The following is an 18,095-nucleotide window of genomic DNA, read 5'->3' on the forward strand; positions in this document are numbered from 1 at the left end:
TCGACGGGTCGCTGTCGTGTCTGTTCGTCCGAGTGGCGGATCCGGAGCCGTCAGGCCTCGGTCTGCTCGGCCTCCTCCGGCGCGGCGCCGTCGTGGTCGCTGCCACTGTTGCTCTCGCCGTCCTCGTCGACCACGACCAGGCTGATCTTGCCGCGCTGGTCGATGTCGGCGATCTCGACGCGGAGCTTGTCACCGACGTTGACGACGTCCTCGACCTTGCCGATGCGCTTGCCGTTGCCCAGCTTCGAGATGTGGACGAGGCCGTCCTTGCCGGGCAGCAGCGAGACGAACGCGCCGAACGCGGCCGTCTTGACGACCGTGCCGAGGAACCGCTCGCCCACCTTCGGCAGCTGCGGGTTGGCGATGGCGTTGATCTTGTCGATCGCCGCCTCGGCGGACGGGCCGTCCGCGGCACCGACGTAGATCGTGCCGTCGTCCTCGATCGAGACGTCGGCGCCGGTCTCCTCGGTGATCGTGTTGATCATCTTGCCCTTCGGCCCGATGACCTCACCGATCTTGTCGACCGGGACCTTCACGGTCGTCACGCGCGGGGCGTACGGGCTCATCTCGTCCGGCTCGTCGATCGCCTCGGACATCACGTCCATGATCGTCAGCCGGGCGTCGCGGGCCTGGTTCAGCGCGGCGGCCAGCACGTCCGACGGGATGCCGTCGAGCTTGGTGTCCAGCTGCAGCGCCGTGATGACGTCCTTGGTACCGGCGACCTTGAAGTCCATGTCGCCGAACGCGTCCTCGGCTCCGAGGATGTCGGTCAGGGCGACGTACCGCGTCTCCCCGTCGACCGCGTCGGACACGAGGCCCATCGCGATGCCCGCCACGGGCGCCTTGAGCGGCACACCGGCGTTGTACAGGCTCATCGTCGACGCACAGACCGAGCCCATCGACGTCGAGCCGTTCGAGCCCAGCGCCTCCGAGACCTGGCGGATGGCGTACGGGAACTCGTCCCGCTTCGGCAGCACCGGCACGAGCGCACGCTCGGCGAGCATGCCGTGGCCGATCTCGCGCCGCTTCGGCGTGCCGACACGGCCCGTCTCGCCGGTGGAGAACGGCGGGAAGTTGTAGTGGTGCAGGTAGCGCTTGGACGTCTCGGGCGAGAGCGTGTCCAGCGTCTGCTCCATCCGCAGCATGTTCAGCGTGGTGACGCCCAGGATCTGCGTCTCGCCGCGCTCGAACAGTGCCGAACCGTGTGCCCGCGGGATGGCCGCGACCTCGGCGGCCAGCTGCCGGATGTCGGTCAGGCCCCGGCCGTCGATACGCACCTTGTCGCGCAGGATGCGCTGGCGCACGAGGTGCTTGGTCAGCGACTTGAACGCCGCGCCGATCTCCTTGTCGCGGCCCTCGAAGGCCTCGCCCTCACCGAGGCCGATCTTCTCCAGCACCGCGGCCTTGACCTCGTCGGTGGCGTCGTCGCGGTCCTGCTTGCCCCCGATCGCCAGCGCCTTGGTGAGGTCGTCGGTCGCGATCGCGGCGACGGCCTCGTAGGCGTCCTGCTGGTAGGCGGGGAACAGCGGGTACTCGCCGGTCGGCTTCGCCGAGACCTCGGCCAGCCGCTGCTGCGCCTCGCACAGTGCGCGGATGAACGGCTTCGCGGCGTCCAGGCCCTGCGCGACCGTCGTCTCGGTCGGCGCGGTGGAGCCCTCGGCCATCAGGTCGAGCGTGCTCTCGGTGCCCTCGGCCTCGACCATCATGATCGCGACGTCACCGGCACCGTCACCGACGACCCGGCCCGCGACGACCATGTTGAAGGTCGCCTTCTCCAGCTGCGACCAGGTCGGGAACGCGACCCACTGGTCCTCGATCAACGCCACGCGCACGCCGCCGATCGGACCCGAGAACGGCAGTCCGCCGATCTGCGTGGAGGCCGATGCGGCGTTGATCGCCAGCACGTCGTACGGGTCCTCGGGGCTGAGACTCTGCACCGTGATGACGACCTGGATCTCGTTGCGCAGGCCGTCGGCGAACGACGGGCGCAGCGGCCGGTCGATCAGCCGGCAGGTCAGCACCGCGTCGGTCGACGGACGACCCTCGCGGCGGAAGAACGCGCCGGGGATGCGTCCCGCGGCGTACATGCGCTCCTCGACGTCCACCGTCAGCGGGAAGAAGTCGAGCTGCTCCTTGGGCTGTTTCGAGGCCGTGGTGGCCGACAGCAGCATGGTCTCGTCGTCCAGGTACGCCACGACGCTGCCGGCGGCCTGCTTGGCCAGCCTGCCCGTCTCGAAGCGCACCGTGCGCGTGCCGAACCGGCCGTTGTCCAGTACGGCTTCGGTTTCGTGCACGGTGTCTGTGTCTGTCATGAAAGTGATAACTCCTCGTACTGCCGCATGCGACACGCACTTCCCCGCCCTTCGGGGCACGTCCGGGGTACGAGGCCGGCCATCGATCGAAGCCCACGGGAAACTCCCGGGGGCCACTACCGAGGACCGGCTGCGGCGTCCCCGCACGCGGCGCGCATCGCCTGCGAACCCTCTCTGTGATGTGTCTCCGGACCGGCTGATGTGTCTCCGGACCGGCTGATGTGTCTCCGGACCGGCTGATGTGTCTCCGGACCGCTGATTTGTCTCCGGACCGCGCAGGCACGGACTCCGCCGGCTCACGCGTCCGAGGGGAGCCTATTCCGGCTCCGATGGAGCGAAGGGGAGCGACCCGCCGGGCCACTCCCCTTCGTCACGATGTCACCGGCGGAGGCCGAGTCGCTGGATCAGCGAACGGTACCGCGCGATGTCGACCCTCATCACGTAGTTGAGCAGCCGACGGCGACGGCCGACCAGCAGCAGCAGACCACGACGCGAGTGGTGGTCGTGCTTGTGGGTCTTGAGGTGCTCGGTGAGCCCGGTGATCCGCTTGGTCAGCAGGGCAACCTGAGCCTCGGGCGAACCGGTGTCCGACTCGTGCAAGCCGTAGTCGGTGAGGATCGCCTTCTTCTCGTCGGTGGACAGCGCCACTCGTCACTCCTTGTGTTCAGTGCCGTGTTGTCATGTCGGTACCGGCCGCCACGGACTGCAGCCGGACTCAGCTGTCCAGCCTATCAGCGCTCGCGGTCACCGCAGCGCACGGCCGAGACCGAACCGCGAAACCGGGGTGTACTCCGGTCCCGCCGGTCCGCGGTCGCTGCGCAGCAGGACGACCGCCTCGGGTTGCCATGCCGGTCCGCGGTGATCGGCCAGCTCGCGGGCCAGCTCGTCGAGCCCCGCTCCGCGGTCGCCCCGTGCCACGGTCACGTGTGCCCGGAACGGCCTGCGCTCGCCGGGTGGCCGTACGGCGTCGGCAAGCGGGGCCAGCTCCCCGGACTCGACGGCCACGCCCGCCCACAGCACACCGGGGAACACGCCCGCGCCGGCCAGGCGCAGTACGGGGGCACCCAGGCCGTCGAGCCGGCGTGCCAGCCACGCGCTGCGGGCCCGCGGGTCGTCGTCACCGTAGAACCCCAGCGTGATGTGCCAGCCCTGCGGTGCCGTCCAGCGCACTCCGTCGGCACGGGACGGCACCGCTTCGGCCAGGCGTGCGCGCAGCGCCTCGCCCGCCGCGGCGGGTACGGGTAAGGCACTGAACAGCCGCACGCCCACGCCGAGGTCCTTCACGGCCCCGTCGTCACCGGGTGTCTTTCCCCGCCCGCCGCAGCAGATCGGCGATCGCGGGAAAGTCCGGGTCGAGCCGTTCGCCCGCGTTGAGCAGATCCTCGCCCTCGGCGACCTCGCGCAGGGCGGTCAGCACGTGCTGGTCGTCCGGGCCCGCGCCGAGCGGCATGCTGTCCCGGCTCACCGTCGGCCGGGACTCCTTGACGTCCTCGAGCGCCGCCTGGATGGCCTCCTTGCCACCGCCCGCGACCTCCGGCAACAGCACCTTGCGCTCCAGCATGATGAGCCGCGCCAGTACGACCGGATTCCCGATCTTGGCACGCCTGCCGCTCATCACCTGGCTCAGCATCGGCGCACTGATCCCCAGCACCTCGGCCAGATAGGCCTGTGACACGTCGAAGGCCACGACGAGCCTGCGCACGCGGTCGCCGAGCGGCTCCCCGTACCACTCGCGCTGCAACGAGACGTTGCGCTGGACGATCTTGTGGTCCTCCACGTCAGCCATGCTCCCCTCGAATGTCCGACCGCCGGACGTCCCGGCGACCCCTCCCGGCATCCTGCCAGGTCGCGCCCGGTGTTCGGGACGGAACGGACCGACCGTTCACTATCGCACCGGGGCCGGTGGCAGCACCACCGCCGCGAGGCCCCACCACCGCCGCGACGTCCCCGTCGTCGCGTCCCCCATCGCCCGGCCGCTCAGGCCGTTCCGAGCAGTTCCCGCGTTCGCGCCACGTCCTCGGCGATCTGGGTGACCAGCCCGCCGGACGCGTCGAAGGTGATCTGACCCCGGATCCGCCCCACGAAGTCGAGGGAGACCTGCTGGCCGTAGAAGTCCTCGTCGACGTCGAGCACGAAGGCCTCGACGGTGCGTTCCCTTCCGGAGAACGTCGGGTTCGTGCCCACGGACACGGCGGCGGGCAACCGTACGCCGCCTGCCCGGACGAACCAGCAGGCGTACACCCCGTCGGCCGGAATCGCCGCGAACCGGGGCGGCGACAGGTTCGCCGTCGGGTAACCGAGGTCGTGCCCCCGGCCGTCGCCGCGCACGACGATGCCGTCGAGCCGGTGCGGCCTGCCGAGCGCGTCCGCGGCCGCCATCACGTCACCGGCGTCGATGCACGAGCGCACGTAGGTCGACGAGAACGTGATCTGCTCGGCCTCACGGGCCCCGCCCGGCAATGCGGTCCCCTGCAACGTGGCGCCCTGCGCGGTGAAGCCGAAGCGCTTGCCCAGTTCCTCCAGCGTCTCGACGTCGCCCGCGGCCTTGCGGCCGAACGTGAAGTTCTCCCCCACGATCACCGCCGCCGCGTGCAGCTTGTCGACGACGATCTCGTGCACGAACTCGTCGGGTTCGAGCCGGGACAGTTCCGGTGTGAACGGCAGCACGCAGAACACGTCGACGCCCCGCTGCTCGACCAGGTCCGCCTTCCGGCGCAGGGTCGTGAGCTGAGCGGGATGCGATCCGGGACGCACCACTTCGGACGGATGCGGGTCGAAGGTCAACACCACCGACGGCACCCCGAGCTCGGCGGCCGTGGCCACCGTCCGGTCCATGAGCACCTGGTGACCCCGGTGCACCCCGTCGAACACCCCGATGGTGACGACGCACCGTCCCCAGCCACCGGGCAGATCTGTCAAACCGCGCCAACGCTGCACAGTGCAGCAGCCTAACGACCCTGCGCGAGCCGCGCGGCAGCCGGGCGGGAGCGTGCACCGGCCGGGCGGGTCCGCCGCGCCGGACGGCCCACCCGCGGCCCGCCGGCACGCGTCAGGCCGGCAGCAGGACCACCACGGGCTTGGCGGCACCGCGCTGATCCTCCGCGAGCGCGAGCACCTCGCCGTCGGGGCCGAAGACGCCGTAGGTGCCCGCGATGCCGGCCGCGGGCAGCCGCTGGCCGTGCCGCACCGCACGCGTTTCGGCGACGTCGACGTCCCGGCGCGGGAACGCCGCGGCCACGGCCTCGGTCAGATTCAGCGACAGCCCGGGGTCGGCCTCGACGGCCTCGAGTGTGCGCGCCGCGGCGAGCGTGAACGGGCCGACGGTGGTGCGCCGCAGCTGTGTCAGGTGCCCGCCGACGCCGAGAGCGGCGCCGAGGTCCCGGGCGAGCGCGCGGACATACGTGCCCGACGAGCAGTCGACCATCACGTCCAGGGCGATGCGGCCGTCCTCCCTGCGGCTCGCGAGCAGGTCGAACCGGTGCACGGTGACCGGCCGCGGCGGCAGGTCGACGTCCTCCCCGTCGCGCACCCGCGCGTAGGCCCGCTTGCCGTCGACCTTCACCGCGCTGACGGCGCTGGGCACCTGCTGCAGGTCCCCGGTCAGGTCCGCGATCGCCGCCGCGATCGCCCCGTCGGTGACCGCGCTCGCGTCGGTCTCGGTGAGGAGATCGCCTTCCGCGTCGTCGGTCGTCGTGGCGGCGCCGAGGGTGATCGTGGCGAGGTAGGTCTTGCGGTCGAGCGCGAGGTGGCCGAGCAGTTTCGTCGCACGTTCGACGCCGAGCACGAGCACACCCGTGGCCATCGGGTCGAGCGTGCCCGCATGGCCGATCTTGCGGGTGCCGAGGAAACGGCGTGCCTTGGCGACGACGTCGTGCGACGTCATGCCGGCGGGCTTGTCGACGATCAGCAGGCCGGGAGGGGGCGCGGGCGCTCTGGACACGGCCGCCGACTGTAGCGAGCGCCGGCTACGCCGCCGAGGCCAGGTCCCAACGGGTGCGGGTGACCCGCACGGGCACGTCCTCGCCGCGCTCCTGGGCGGCCAGCACCGCCGCCCGTGCCCGCCGGAACCACACGACGACCCGGGACGTGCCGAACACGAGCACGGCCACGATCGCCAGCAGCGCGATCCGGTAGTCGCCGCCGGTCAGCTCCAGCAGCACGCCGACGAGCAGCGAGGCGGCGGTCGTGGCACAGAACCCGCCCACGTTGACCGCGCCCGTGGCCGTGCCGACGCGCGGCAGCGGATTGTAGTCGCGCACCAGGGCGAACCCGACCGACGAGACCGGCGCCCCGAGCGACATCAGCACGAACGCGACCACCAGTACCGCGATCGGCACCGGACCCGGCCACCCGAGCAGCACGGCCCAGGTCAGCGTGAGCAGCGCGCCGTAGCCGAGCACCGTCGGCATGCGCAGGTCCGGCCTGCGACCGAAGAACCCGCCCGCGAGCGGGTTGGACAGCATCGCGCCGACGACGAAGACCATCAGCAGCGAACTCGCGGTCGTCTCCGTGTAACCGAGTTCTTCGACCATGTAGGGCAGGCCCCACAGCAGGGTCATCACGTTGAGGCTGAACGGCATCGAGAAATGGGTCCAGAAGCCGAGCCGCGTACCCGGAACCCGCCACGCCGCCCGCAGGTCACCGCCGACCTCGGAGAAGGATTTGGCCTCGGACGAGGCCGTCCGCCGCTCGGGAGAGTCCCGCACCGCGGCCAGCACCACCACGATGTAGGCCAGCGTGACCAGGCCGGCAACGAGGAACGTGGGCGTCCAGCCCGGGCCGGACAGCAACAGCGCCAACGGCAGCGTGGCCGCGAGATTACCGACGAACCCGAGCGAACCGGTGAGGGTCGTGACGAGGACGTACTGCCGTCCCGGGAAGTGGTTGGCCGCCAGCCGCAGCACCGAGACGAACGCCAGCGCGTCGCCGACGCCCAGCACGGCGCGGCCGAGCAGACCGAGCGGGTAGGCGTCCACGAGCGCGAGCAGCACCTGTCCGGAGCCCAGCATCACGACCGCCCCGGTCAGCACGGCCCGCGGGCCGAACCGGTCGACGAGCAGTCCGGTCGGGATCTGCATCGCGGCGTAGACGCCCACCTGCAGCACGGTGAACGTGCCCAGCGCCGCGGCACCGACACCGAATCGCTCGGCCGCGTCCAGGCCGGCGACGCCGAAGGAGGTCCGGTGGAACAGCGCGAGCACGTAGACGAACGCGCCGGCACCCCAGATCACCCATGCCCGGCCGGGGGCGGACGCATGCACCGGCTTACTGGACAGCACCTGTCCTCCTAGTCACGTCGCACGAGCGGACAGGCACGGCGGCCGTCCGGAGTTCGTTCTAGTGCATCGCCGGCCGGGGCGGCACCCGCAGCGGGCCCGTGACCTCAGTGGAGTTGCCCACACGCAGGCGCTGACCCCGCCCGCACGCGGCCGGGTCAGGTCCGGACCGCGCCGGTCACCGCCCAGCGGCCGCCACGCCAGCGCACCACCACGAACGCCAGCCGCAGCAGCATGAACACCGTCAGGCCCGTCCAGATGCCGGCCAGTCCCCAGCCGAAGCCGAGCGAGGCCCAGATCAACGGCAGGAACCCGAGCAGCGCGCTGCCGAGCGTGGCGTTGCGCAGGTAGGCGGCGTCACCGGCCCCGAGCAGTACGCCGTCGAGCGCGAACACCACCCCGGCCACCGGTTGCAGTGCGACGAAGAACCACCAGGCGTGCGGGATCTGGCCGAGCACCCCGGCGTCGGTGGTGAAGGCCAGCGGCAGCACCTGCGACACGGCCGCGAACACGACGCCGAGGCCGCAGCCCAGCGTGAGCCCGTATCCGACGATCTGGTTCGCGATCCCCTGAGCCCGCCGTCTCGACTCCGCCCCCAGCGCTGCGCCGATCAGGGACTGAGCGGCGATCGCCACCGAGTCGAGCACCAGCGACAGGAACGTCCACAGCTGCCACACGACCTGGTGGGCGCCGACCGCCTCGGTGGACGTCCGCGCCGCGACGGCGGTCGCCGACAGGAAACACGCCTGGAAGCCGAGGCTGCGCAGCACCAGGTCCCGGCCGAGGATCAGCTGCGCCCACATCACCCGCGGCCGTGGGCGCCGCCGCGCACGTTCCGCCGCCAGCGCGTGCAGGAAGAGCCCGCCCGCCACGGTCTGCGCCACGACGTTGGCGATCGCCGACCCTTCCAGCCCCCATCCCAGCGGGTACACGAAGACCGGGCACAGCACCGCCGACAGCCCGTTGCCTGCCAGCACGTACCGCAGCGGGCGCACGGCGTCCTGCACTCCGCGCATCCAGCCGTTGCCCGCCATCGTCACGAGGATCATCGGCGTGCCGCACACCGCGATCCGCAGCCACGACACCGTCGCGTCGGTGATCGCCTCGTCGCCGGACAGCATGCTCGCCACCGGCCGGGCCAGCAGCTGGCCGAGGCCCACGATGACGAGCCCGACGGCGAGCGCCAGCCACGTGGCCTGCACCCCCTCTTCGACGGCCTCGGCGCGCCTGCCCGCGCCGTGCAGCCGCGCCGTGCGCGAGGTCGTGCCGTAGGACAGGAACGTGAGCTGGGTCGACACGAGCGCCAGCAGCGTGCCGCCCAGCGCGAGACCGGCCAGCGGCAAGGCCCCCAGGTGACCGACCACCGCGGTGTCCACGAGCACGTACAGCGGTTCCGCCGCGAGCACGCCGAGCGCGGGAACGGCGAGCCCGAACACCTTGCGCGCCGGGGCGCGTTCCTCCGTCACCTCGACCACGCACCGAGCCTAAGGGACCCCGCCGACACCCCGGTCATCCGACGGATGCCGTGATCATCACACGCGGCCTAACGTCCCCGCCATGAACGAATCGAACGGCACGGTGCTGGTGACCGGAGCGACAGGACAGGTGGGACGGCACGTCGTGGCCGGGCTGCGGGACGCGGGCGTGCGGGTGCGCGCACTGACCCGCGACCCGGACACGGCGGACCTGCCCGGCGACGTCGAGGTGGTGGCGGGCAGCCAGCTCGACACGGTGGAGCTGGCACGGCACCTCGACGACGTGTCGGCGGTGTTTCTCATGCTCCCCGGCTTCGACCTCGACGCGCTCGCCGAGAGCGTCGACGTCCTCGGTGAACGCGTCCGGCACGTGGTGCTGCTGTCGTCGGGAGCGGTGCGCGACGACGTGTCCCCCGGCGACCAGCCGGGGCCCATCGCCCACGCGCACGCGGTCGTCGAGGAGGCGATCCGTGCCACGGGGGTGTCGTGGACGTTCCTGCGGCCCTACGGGTTCGCGGCCAACTCGCTGGCCTGGGCACCGGCGATCCGGTCCCGCAGGCCCGTGGCGATGGTGGCTCCCGAGGTGCCCACCGCTCCGGTCGACGAGCGCGACATCGCGGCCGTCGCCGTGCGGGCCCTGACCGAGGACGGGCACGAGGGCGCCCGCCACGAACTCACCGGGCCCGAGCTCCTCACTCCGGCGCGGCAGCTCGAGGTCATCGGCGAGGTCACCGGCAGGCACGTCACCTGGGAGGAACAACCGGCCGAGGACTGGGCCCGCTCCCTGCTCGGACCGGACACGCCGGACGAGGTGATCGCCGGGATGGTCGCCGACCTCACCGACCGCGACCCCGTCCGCACCGACACCGTCGCGCGCGTGACCAGCAGGCCGGCACACACCTACCGCGACTGGGTCGAGGCGCACCCGGACGCACTGACCGGCTCCCTGCCGCCGGTCTCGCGCGGCGACGCGGACGTCGTGCTCGTCGGCACGTGGCGGGTCGCCGACGCGGACTCGCAGCGCGCGGCTGCACGGGCCGTACTCGACGACCGGCACGACCGCCCGTGGCCCACGGGCCTGCTGGCACACAGCGTGCTGCTCGGCACCGACGGTCACACCCTGGTGCACTATGCACAGTGGACCGACGAGGACGCGCTCGACGAGTTCCGGCGCACCGGCCGGACCGCGCACCACGAGGCGGTCGCAGCCCGGGTCCCCGGCATCGAACGCCGCGACGAGGGCGCCTACCGGCTGTACCGCGAGGCCGTGCCCGAGCGGCCGCTCGAGCCGGGCGCCGTCGTGCTGGTCTCGTTCCGCACCGACTCGGCCGCCACCGGCGAGCAGTTCGTCGACGAGCTGATCCGCCGGCATCCCGTGACCACCGGCGAGCCGGTGGCGGACGGCATGGCGGGCAACCACTTCCATCTCGCCCTCGACGGCAGCCGGACGCTCAACTGGGCCGAGTTCGCGACCGTCGAGGCGCACGAACGCGTCGTGGCCGAGCGACTCAACGCCGACGACGAGGTGCCGCAGCTGGTCGAGCGGACGCCGGGGCTCGAACCGCTCGGCTTCCAGCGGTTCGTGCCCTACCGCACCGTCCACGGCCGGCCGGCCCGGTGAGGCCCGCGCCGTGCCCGCCGCGGCCCGCAGGGGCCGGGGCGGGCACGGCTCTCCCAGTCTTACGCCTAGTCTTACGCCGATGCCCGAGTACGCGATCCTGATCCTGCCGTCGGCCAACCGTGTCTACACCGACACCTCGCCCCGGCTGCTGCACGCCGAGCTCACCGTCTTCGGCGCGGCCGTGTTGTCCACGCAGGTGCTCGAGTCGGGCACGCGGTCGATCGGCGGTGTCTCCTACGTCACGTTCACCACGTCCGAGCCGCTCACCGACGACGACGTGACGTTGCTGTCGAACCTGTCGTCGGCCTACGTGCTGTTCGAGATCACCGGCGAGCTGCTCCGGCCGCTGCCGCTGGCACCGGCCGACGTGTTCGACTCCGACCTGCTGACGATCCAGAAGTACAGCGGCAAGACCAACGAGCTGTTCACCAAGCTGCTGCTGAACCTCACCGTGCTGGCCTGCGACCGCCCCCGCGCCCTGGTCGAGGGTGGCCTGCGCCTGCTGGATCCGCTGTGTGGCAGGGGAACGACGCTGGGCCAGGCGATGATGTACGGGTTCGATGCCACGGGGCTGGAACTGGACGGCAAGGACTTCGAGGCCTACCAACAGTTCATCAAGACGTGGCTGCGCACCAAACGGGTCAAGCACAAGGCCGAGGCCGGCACGTTGCGCCACCGCAAGGCGCGGCTGGGGCGCAGGCTCGACATCGAGTACGCCGCATCCAAGGAGCAGTACAAGGCAGGTGAGACCCGCACCCTCGGCTACCTCAACTGCGACACGGTGCACACCGACGAACTGCTGCGTCCAGGCTCGGCCGACATCGTGGTGACCGACGCGCCCTACGGCGTCCAGCACGGCAGTCGCACGCCGGATCAGGCGCTGGCGCGCAGCCCCCGGGATCTGCTCGCGGCGGCCGTTCCGATGTGGACCCGGGTGCTGCGGCGCGGCGGCGCTCTGGGCATCTCGTGGAACACGCACGTCGTGCCACGGGACGAACTCGCCGCGATCCTCACCGGCGCCGGGCTGACGGTGCTCGACGGTGATCCGTACGAGTCGCTCGCGCACCGGGTGGATCAGGCCATCGTGCGGGACGTGCTGGTGGCGCGGAAGGACTGATCCCCTGCGGGCGGGCCGGTGCTCGGGCACGAGTGCCCGCGGGACGGTACTCGGGCAGGAACGCGGTACTCGGGCAGGAGTGGAGCGTCAGTCCTCGTCGTCGGCGGACTTGGGGGGCTTGTACGGGTCGGGCTCCCCCGCAGGCTGCGCCGCGGTGGCCTGGCGGGCCACTTCGGCATCGGCCTCGCGGGCCTTGGCCAGCAGATCGTCGATGTTGCGGGCCTCGGAGGGGATGTTGTCCGCGACGAACGCCAGCGTCGGCGTGTAGCGCACGCCGGTGCCCTGCCCCACCTTGGTGCGCAGCACCCCGCGCGCGGACTCCAGTGCGGCGGCGGCACCGGCGAAATCCGGGGCGGCGTCGAGGGTCTCGCCGAGCACGGTGTAGTACACGGTGGCGTCACGCAGGTCGCCCGTGAGGCGGGCGTCCGTGATCGTCACGTTGCCCAACCGCGGATCCTTGATCTCGTGTTCGATCGCGGACGCGACGATCTGCGCGATCCGCTTGGCCAGCCTGCGTGCCCGAGCCTTGTCAGCCACGGCCATTCCCCTCACTCGTCCGATCGCCGGTACAACTCGCCCGGCGTACCACCCTGATGTTCCGGACCGGTCACCGGCGGCGAGACCCGGTCACTATTCGTCGTCCGTACCGTGCACCCGTCTCCCGGCCGACAGCAGCTCGACCTCGGGACGCTCGGCCACGAACCGCTCGCACGCCTCCAGCACGTCGCGTACGTGTGCGCCGTCGGCCGCCACCGCCGCGACACCGATGGTGACGCGGCGGTAGAGCTCACGCTGCCCGGCCTCCGCGACCGCGACATCGAAGCGCCTGCGCAACTCGGCCAGAAGCGGCCGCACCACGGAGCGCTTCTGCTTCAGCGAATGCACGTCCCCGAGGAGCACGTCCAGCTCCAGCGAACCTACGAACACCGCCGCACCGCCATCCGCCGCACTGCTAGCGGCAACGCTGCCATCCGCCGCACTGCCATCGGTAGCACTGCCATCGGCAGCACCGGCACGGACCACGCCGGTGGGGCGGAGACATCCCCCGCCCCACCGGCCGTGCGCGTTCTAGACCCGCGGCTTCTCACGCTGCTCGTACGTCTCGACGACGTCGCCGACCTTGATGTCGGAGAACTTGCCGAGCGTCATACCGCATTCGTAGCCGTCGCGGACCTCGGTCGCGTCGTCCTTGAACCGCCGCAGCGAAGCCACCGGCAGATCCGCCCTGACCACGACGCCGTCACGCAGCAGTCGCGCCTTGGCGTTGCGCCGGATGATGCCCGAGGTGACGAGACAACCGGCGATGGTGCCGAACTTCGAGGACTTGAAGACGTCGCGCACCTCCGCCTTGCCGAGTTCGACCTCTTCGTACACCGGCTTGAGCATGCCCTTCAGGGCCTGCTCGATCTCCTCGATGGCCTGGTAGATCACCGTGTAGTACCGGACGTCGACACCCTCGCGGCCCGCCCGCTCGGTCGCCTTGCCCTGCGCCCGCACGTTGAACCCGATCACCACGGCGTCGGACGCCGCCGCCAGGTCGATGTCGCTCTCGGTCACGCCACCGACACCGCGGTGCACGATGCTGAGCTCGACCTCGTCGCCCACATTGATCTGGTTGAGCGAGCTCTCGAGCGCCTCGACGGTACCCGAGTTGTCACCCTTGATGATCAGGTTGAGGCTGTTGGTCTCCTTCAGCGCGGAGTCCAGGTCCTCGAGGCTGACGCGCTTGCGCTTGGCCGCGTTCTCGGCGTTGCGAATGCGGGCCTGACGGCGCTCGGCGATCTGCCGGGCCACCCGGTCCTCGTCCACCACCAGGAACGTGTCACCGGCACGCGGCACCGACGTGAAGCCGATGACCTGCACCGGACGCGACGGATCGGCCGCGGTGACGTCGCGGTTGTGCTCGTCGACCATGCGCCGCACCCGCCCGTAGGCGTCACCGGCCACCACGGAGTCGCCGACCCGGAGCGTGCCGCGCTGCACCAGCACGGTCGCCACGGGCCCACGGCCGCGGTCGAGGTGTGCCTCGATCGCGACGCCCTGCGCCTCCATGTCCGGGTTGGCCCGCAGGTCCAGCGCCGCGTCCGCGGTCAGCAGGATCGCCTCGAGCAGCCCGTCGATGTTGGTACCGGGCTTGGCCGCGACGTCGACGAACATCGTCTCGCCGCCGAACTCCTCGGCCACCAGTCCGTACTCGGTGAGCTGCTGACGGATCTTCTGCGGGTTCGCGCCCTCGACGTCGATCTTGTTGACCGCCACCACGATCGGGGCCTTGGCCGCCTGCGCGTGGTTGATCGCCTCGATCGTCTGCGGCATCACACCGTCGTCGGCCGCGACCACGATCACCGCGATGTCCGTGGCCTGCGCACCACGGGCACGCATGGCGGTGAACGCCTCGTGACCCGGGGTGTCGATGAAGGTGATGGTCCGCTCGTCACCTTCCAGCTCGGTCTCCACCTGGTAGGCACCGATGTGCTGGGTGATGCCACCGGCCTCGCCCTCGGCGACCTTCGACTTCCGGACCGTGTCCAGCAGCTTGGTCTTACCGTGGTCGACGTGACCCATGACGGTCACGACCGGGGGCCGCACCTGCAGATCCTCATCGGTGCCCGCGCTCTGGCCGTAGGTGATGTCGAAGGCCTCGAGAAGCTCGCGGTCCTCCTCCTCCGGGCTGACGACCTGCACGCTGTAGTTCATCTCCGTGCCGAGCAGCTCGAGCACGTCATCGGAGACCGACTGCGTCGCGGTCACCATCTCGCCGAGGTGGAACAGCACCTGCACCAGCGATGCCGGGTTGGCGTCGATCTTCTCGGCGAAGTCGGTCAGCGAAGCACCGCGGGGCAGGCGGATCGTCTCGCCGCCGCCCTTGGGCAGGCGCACGCCGCCGACCGACGGCGCCTGCATGTTCTCCATGTACTCCTGGCGCTTCTGCCGCTTCGACTTGCGGCCCTTGCGCGAGGGGCCACCGGGACGCCCGAAGGCACCGGCCGTGCTGCCACGGCCACCGCCGCCACGGCCTCCGCGGAACCCGCCGCCGCCGGCGGGAGGACCGCCGGGTCCACCGCGACCGCCACCGGGGGGACCTCCGGGTCCACCACGGCCACCGCCGGCACCGCCGCCGGGTCCACCACGGCCACCGCCGGCACCGCCGGCACCGCCGCCGGGACCACCACGGCCGCCACCGGGACCGCCACGGCCGCCACCGGGACCACCACGGCCGCCACCGGGACCGCTCGGGCGGGCCGGACGCGACGGCATCATGCCCGGGTTCGGGCGCGGCGGCATGTTTCCGGGGCTCGGCCGGTTACCGCCGCCCTGCTGCTGACCACCCTGCTGCTGGCCGCCCTGCTGCTGGCCGCCCTGCTGCTGACCGCCCTGACCACCGGAGCGCTGACCGCCCTGCTGCTGGCCACCTTGCTGGCCGCCCTGGCCGCCGCCCTGCTGGCCGCCACCCTGCTGACCGCCGGAACGCGGCGGCGCCGGACGCGGTGCCGGTGCACCGGCTCCGACGCCGAACGGGTTGTTACCGACGCGCGGCTGCTTCGGACCGGGTTTCGGACCCGGCTTGGGGCCCTGCGGCTTCGGCGGCACCACCGACGAACCGGAATCGTCCTGCTTGGGCGCTTCCTTCTCCGGGCTCGCCTGCGCTGCCGGTACCTGCTCGGCCGGTTCGGCGGGCTGGGCCGGCTGCGCGGGCTCGGCGGGTTGTGCCGGCTGTGCCGGTTTCGGACCGGGCTTCGGCCCCGGCTTGGGACCGGGCTTCGGAGCCGCCGGCTTCGCGGCCGCGGGCTGCTCGGACTGGTGCGATGCGGGCTGCACCGGCGCCGCCGATGCGGCCGCACCGCCGTCCGCTCCGCCGTCGGCAGCCGGCGTGGCTGCCGACGCGCCACCGCCGCTCTTGTTTCCTGCCGCGCCGCCGTAGGCATCGCGGAGGCGCCGGGCGACCGGTGCCTCCACGGTGGACGACGCGGACTTCACGAACTCGCCCTGCTCCTTGAGCTTGGCGAGTACTTCCTTGCTCGTGACACCGAGCTCCTTCGCGAGCTCGTGCACGCGGGCCTTGCCTGCCACTGCTCTCCTCAACTGAGGCCAGGCAGGCAGAGTACCCGCTGACCTCGTCTTATCGTCGCGCGTTCATGGCTTCAGCTTCACGGCTGACTCATGACGGGTCGACCTGCTTCCTTGTTTCCGACCAGGGCCCGGGGAGGTCCCGGGCCCCTCATTCTCCGGTGGCGAGCCGCTCCACGACGTTCCGCACGCCGGACGTGTCCAGCGGACCGGACACCCGTAGTGCACGGGGGAACACGCGTTTCCGTTCGGCCTTGGCCAGGCATGCCGGGCTGCGATGCATCCAGGCACCACGTCCGGGGAGCCGTCGCCGCTCGTCGACGACGAGCTCTCCACCTGCCACGACCAACCGCAGCAGCTCGTCGCTGCACGCCCGCCGACGGCAACCGACGCACGTACGGACCGGGGTGGTCATCGACGTCGGGCGTTGCACCGCTCCCAGTTTAGCCCGTGGCCTGTCACTCGGCGGAACCGGTTACCGCAGTGTGCGGTGAGTCCTCCGGCTGGGGGTCGGGAGACGCCTCCTGCTGGGGTCCGGCGTCGGGTGCCGCGTCGCTGCGGATGTCGATCCGCCAGCCGGTCAACCGCGCCGCGAGCCGGGCGTTCTGCCCCTCCTTGCCGATCGCCAGGGACAACTGGAAGTCCGGCACGACCACGCGCGCGGTCTTGGTCCGCTCGTCGACGACGGTGACCGACACGGCCTTCGCGGGCGAGAGCGCGTTGCCCACGAACTGCGCCGGGTCGTCGGAGTAGTCGATGATGTCGATCTTCTCACCACCGAGCTCGCTCATGACGTTGCGTACCCGCGCGCCCACCGGTCCGATGCAGGCGCCCTTGGCGTTGACGCCGGGGATGGTCGACCGGACGGAGATCTTGGACCGGTGACCGGGTTCCCTCGCGACGGCCGTGATCTCCACCGTGCCGTCGGCGATCTCGGGCACCTCGAGCGAGAACAGCTTGCGCACCAGGTTCGGGTGCGTGCGAGAGAGGGTGATCTGCGGTCCGCGGGCGCTGCGGGCGACCTGCCACACGTACGCCTTGACCCGCCCGCCGTGCGGGTAGTTCTCGCCGGGAACCTGCTCCGCGGCGGGCAGCACGCCCTCCGTGTCCCCGCCGATGTCGACCACGACCATGCCGCGGGCGTTGGCACGGGCGTCGCGCTGGATCACGCCGGCGACGATCTCGCCCTCCTTCGCGGAGAACTCACCGTAGGTCTTCTCCTGCTCGGCGTCCCGCAGGCGCTGCACGATGACCTGCCGCGCGGTGGTCGCGGCGATCCGCCCGAAGCCTTCGGGGGTGTCGTCCCACTCTTCGGCGACCTCACCGTTCGCGTCGAGCGTGTGCGCCAGTACGCGCACGTACCCGGTCTTGCGGTCGATGTCGATCTTGGCGCGGGGCTGGTGGCCCTCGGTGTGCTTGTAGGCCGTGAGCAGTGCGGACTCGATGGCTTCGAGTACCGCTTCGAACGGGATGTCCTTGTCCGCCTCGATGGCCCGCAGCGCGGCGATGTCGACGTTCACCTCGGCTCCTCCTCCGGTGCTGCCGCCGCGGCACCCTCGCTGTTGTCGTTGTCGCCCGTACCGGTCTCACCGGCATCCTGTTCCAGCAGTTTGAGCTCGCCGGCGGGCGGTTGTTTGAACTCGACCTCGAGTACGGCCTTCGCGACCTCGGCGTAGCGCACGTCGCGGATCGTGCCGCCGACGAGCAGGCGCACCGCCGTCTCACCGGCCCGGCCCACCCGGCCGGTGAACTCCGCGCCCTGGGTCGGGGTCACCCGCACCTGGCGGAACTTCGCGCGGCGCCAGTGCCGCTGCGTGGTCAGGGGCCGGTCGACGCCGGGCGAGGTGACTTCGAGTGTGTAGGCGCCCTCGATGAGGTGCTCGTGTTCGTCGAGCACCTCCGACAGGCCCCGACTGACCTCGGCGACCTCGTCGAGGCCGACGCCGTTGTCGCTGTCGACGACGACCTTGACGAGCTTGCGCCGTCCGGCCTGTTGCACGTCGAGCGCGTCGAGTTCGAAACCCGCGGCCGTGACGGCCTCGGCCACGACGGGCTCCAGCCGGCTGGCGAGTTCGTTGGGCACCGTGCTGCTCCCGTGAGTTGCTGTTGTGTATGGAACTCGGGTGTATGGATCTTGTCGGTATGGGTCTCGGTGGTACGGATGGTGGGTGTCCGGCGGTGTGTCGGGGTCGGCTGAATCGGGTCGGCTGAATCGAGGTCGTCCGA

General features: G+C 71.4%; 16 protein-coding genes. 2 read left to right on the forward strand and 14 right to left on the reverse strand.

Annotation, left to right across the window (positions count from 1 at the left end):
• Window positions 1-50 precede the first annotated feature (50 nt).
• The 8 genes from LY41_RS01135 to LY41_RS01170 form a co-directional block, all read right to left on the reverse strand.
• Window positions 51-2,312, reverse strand: a complete 2,262-nt coding sequence (locus LY41_RS01135; RefSeq protein ID WP_253861921.1) for a polyribonucleotide nucleotidyltransferase — start codon at window positions 2,310-2,312, stop codon at window positions 51-53.
• 378 nt (window positions 2,313-2,690) lie between these two features.
• Window positions 2,691-2,960, reverse strand: a complete 270-nt coding sequence (gene rpsO, locus LY41_RS01140) for a 30S ribosomal protein S15 (RefSeq protein WP_253861922.1) — start codon at window positions 2,958-2,960, stop codon at window positions 2,691-2,693.
• Window positions 2,961-3,056: 96 nt separating this feature from the next.
• Window positions 3,057-3,596 carry an RNA 2',3'-cyclic phosphodiesterase gene (thpR, locus tag LY41_RS01145; protein WP_253861923.1) on the reverse strand — a complete coding sequence of 180 codons (540 nt, stop codon included), beginning with the start codon at window positions 3,594-3,596 and terminating at the stop codon, window positions 3,057-3,059.
• Window positions 3,597-3,606: 10 nt separating this feature from the next.
• Window positions 3,607-4,089 carry a helix-turn-helix transcriptional regulator gene (locus LY41_RS01150; RefSeq protein WP_253862834.1) on the reverse strand — a complete coding sequence of 161 codons (483 nt, stop codon included), beginning with the start codon at window positions 4,087-4,089 and terminating at the stop codon, window positions 3,607-3,609.
• A gap of 200 nt (window positions 4,090-4,289) precedes the next feature.
• Window positions 4,290-5,249, reverse strand: a complete 960-nt coding sequence (locus LY41_RS01155) for a bifunctional riboflavin kinase/FAD synthetase (RefSeq protein ID WP_253861925.1) — start codon at window positions 5,247-5,249, stop codon at window positions 4,290-4,292.
• 112 nt (window positions 5,250-5,361) lie between these two features.
• Window positions 5,362-6,252 carry a tRNA pseudouridine(55) synthase TruB gene (gene truB / locus LY41_RS01160; protein ID WP_308292182.1) on the reverse strand — a complete coding sequence of 297 codons (891 nt, stop codon included), beginning with the start codon at window positions 6,250-6,252 and terminating at the stop codon, window positions 5,362-5,364.
• Between the two features lie 25 nt (window positions 6,253-6,277).
• A complete protein-coding gene (locus tag LY41_RS01165; RefSeq protein ID WP_253862836.1) occupies window positions 6,278-7,588 on the reverse strand; it encodes an MFS transporter in 1,311 nt (436 codons plus the stop codon).
• Between the two features lie 158 nt (window positions 7,589-7,746).
• Window positions 7,747-9,063 carry an MATE family efflux transporter gene (locus LY41_RS01170; RefSeq protein WP_253861927.1) on the reverse strand — a complete coding sequence of 439 codons (1,317 nt, stop codon included), beginning with the start codon at window positions 9,061-9,063 and terminating at the stop codon, window positions 7,747-7,749.
• An 82-nt stretch (window positions 9,064-9,145) separates the two neighbouring features.
• Between LY41_RS01170 and LY41_RS01175 the strand changes: the two genes are divergently transcribed.
• Both LY41_RS01175 and LY41_RS01180 read left to right on the forward strand, forming a co-directional pair.
• Window positions 9,146-10,684: an SDR family oxidoreductase gene (locus LY41_RS01175; RefSeq protein ID WP_253861928.1), complete on the forward strand. Its 1,539-nt coding sequence runs from the start codon at window positions 9,146-9,148 to the stop codon at window positions 10,682-10,684.
• Between the two features lie 79 nt (window positions 10,685-10,763).
• The gene (locus LY41_RS01180) at window positions 10,764-11,801 is read left to right on the forward strand and encodes a TRM11 family SAM-dependent methyltransferase (protein ID WP_253861930.1); all 1,038 of its coding nucleotides are present in this window, start codon (window positions 10,764-10,766) and stop codon (window positions 11,799-11,801) included.
• 87 nt (window positions 11,802-11,888) lie between these two features.
• On the opposite strand, the gene rbfA is transcribed toward LY41_RS01180, so the two are convergent.
• From rbfA to rimP, 6 genes are all read right to left on the reverse strand, one after another.
• Complete coding sequence (gene rbfA, locus LY41_RS01185) at window positions 11,889-12,338, reverse strand: 30S ribosome-binding factor RbfA (protein ID WP_253861932.1); 450 nt, start codon at window positions 12,336-12,338, stop codon at window positions 11,889-11,891.
• Window positions 12,339-12,431: 93 nt separating this feature from the next.
• Window positions 12,432-12,728 carry a DUF503 domain-containing protein gene (locus LY41_RS01190; RefSeq protein ID WP_253861933.1) on the reverse strand — a complete coding sequence of 99 codons (297 nt, stop codon included), beginning with the start codon at window positions 12,726-12,728 and terminating at the stop codon, window positions 12,432-12,434.
• Between the two features lie 141 nt (window positions 12,729-12,869).
• Window positions 12,870-15,872 (reverse strand): translation initiation factor IF-2, encoded by a 3,003-nt coding sequence (gene infB / locus LY41_RS01195; protein ID WP_253861935.1) that lies wholly within the window; start codon window positions 15,870-15,872, stop codon window positions 12,870-12,872.
• A 148-nt stretch (window positions 15,873-16,020) separates the two neighbouring features.
• Window positions 16,021-16,302: a YlxR family protein gene (locus LY41_RS01200; RefSeq protein WP_253861937.1), complete on the reverse strand. Its 282-nt coding sequence runs from the start codon at window positions 16,300-16,302 to the stop codon at window positions 16,021-16,023.
• Between the two features lie 25 nt (window positions 16,303-16,327).
• Window positions 16,328-17,389: a transcription termination factor NusA gene (nusA, locus tag LY41_RS01205; protein WP_253861939.1), complete on the reverse strand. Its 1,062-nt coding sequence runs from the start codon at window positions 17,387-17,389 to the stop codon at window positions 16,328-16,330.
• Window positions 17,386-17,952, reverse strand: a complete 567-nt coding sequence (gene rimP, locus LY41_RS01210; RefSeq protein ID WP_253861942.1) for a ribosome maturation factor RimP — start codon at window positions 17,950-17,952, stop codon at window positions 17,386-17,388. The genes nusA and rimP overlap by 4 nt, the downstream gene beginning before the upstream one ends.
• Window positions 17,953-18,095 lie beyond the last annotated feature (143 nt).

It is taken from the genome of Prauserella halophila, from assembly GCF_024171895.1.
Taxonomy (GTDB): Bacteria; Actinomycetota; Actinomycetes; order Mycobacteriales; family Pseudonocardiaceae; genus Prauserella; species Prauserella halophila.

Excerpts from the sequence above, each read along its gene's own strand:
- LY41_RS01175 (WP_253861928.1), top strand. The coding sequence starts at position 9,146 with ATGAACGAATCGAACGGCACGGTGCTGGTGACCGGAGCGACAGGACAG.
- LY41_RS01180 (WP_253861930.1), top strand. The coding sequence starts at position 10,764 with ATGCCCGAGTACGCGATCCTGATCCTGCCGTCGGCCAACCGTGTCTAC.
- LY41_RS01135 (WP_253861921.1), bottom strand. The coding sequence starts at position 2,312 with ATGACAGACACAGACACCGTGCACGAAACCGAAGCCGTACTGGACAAC.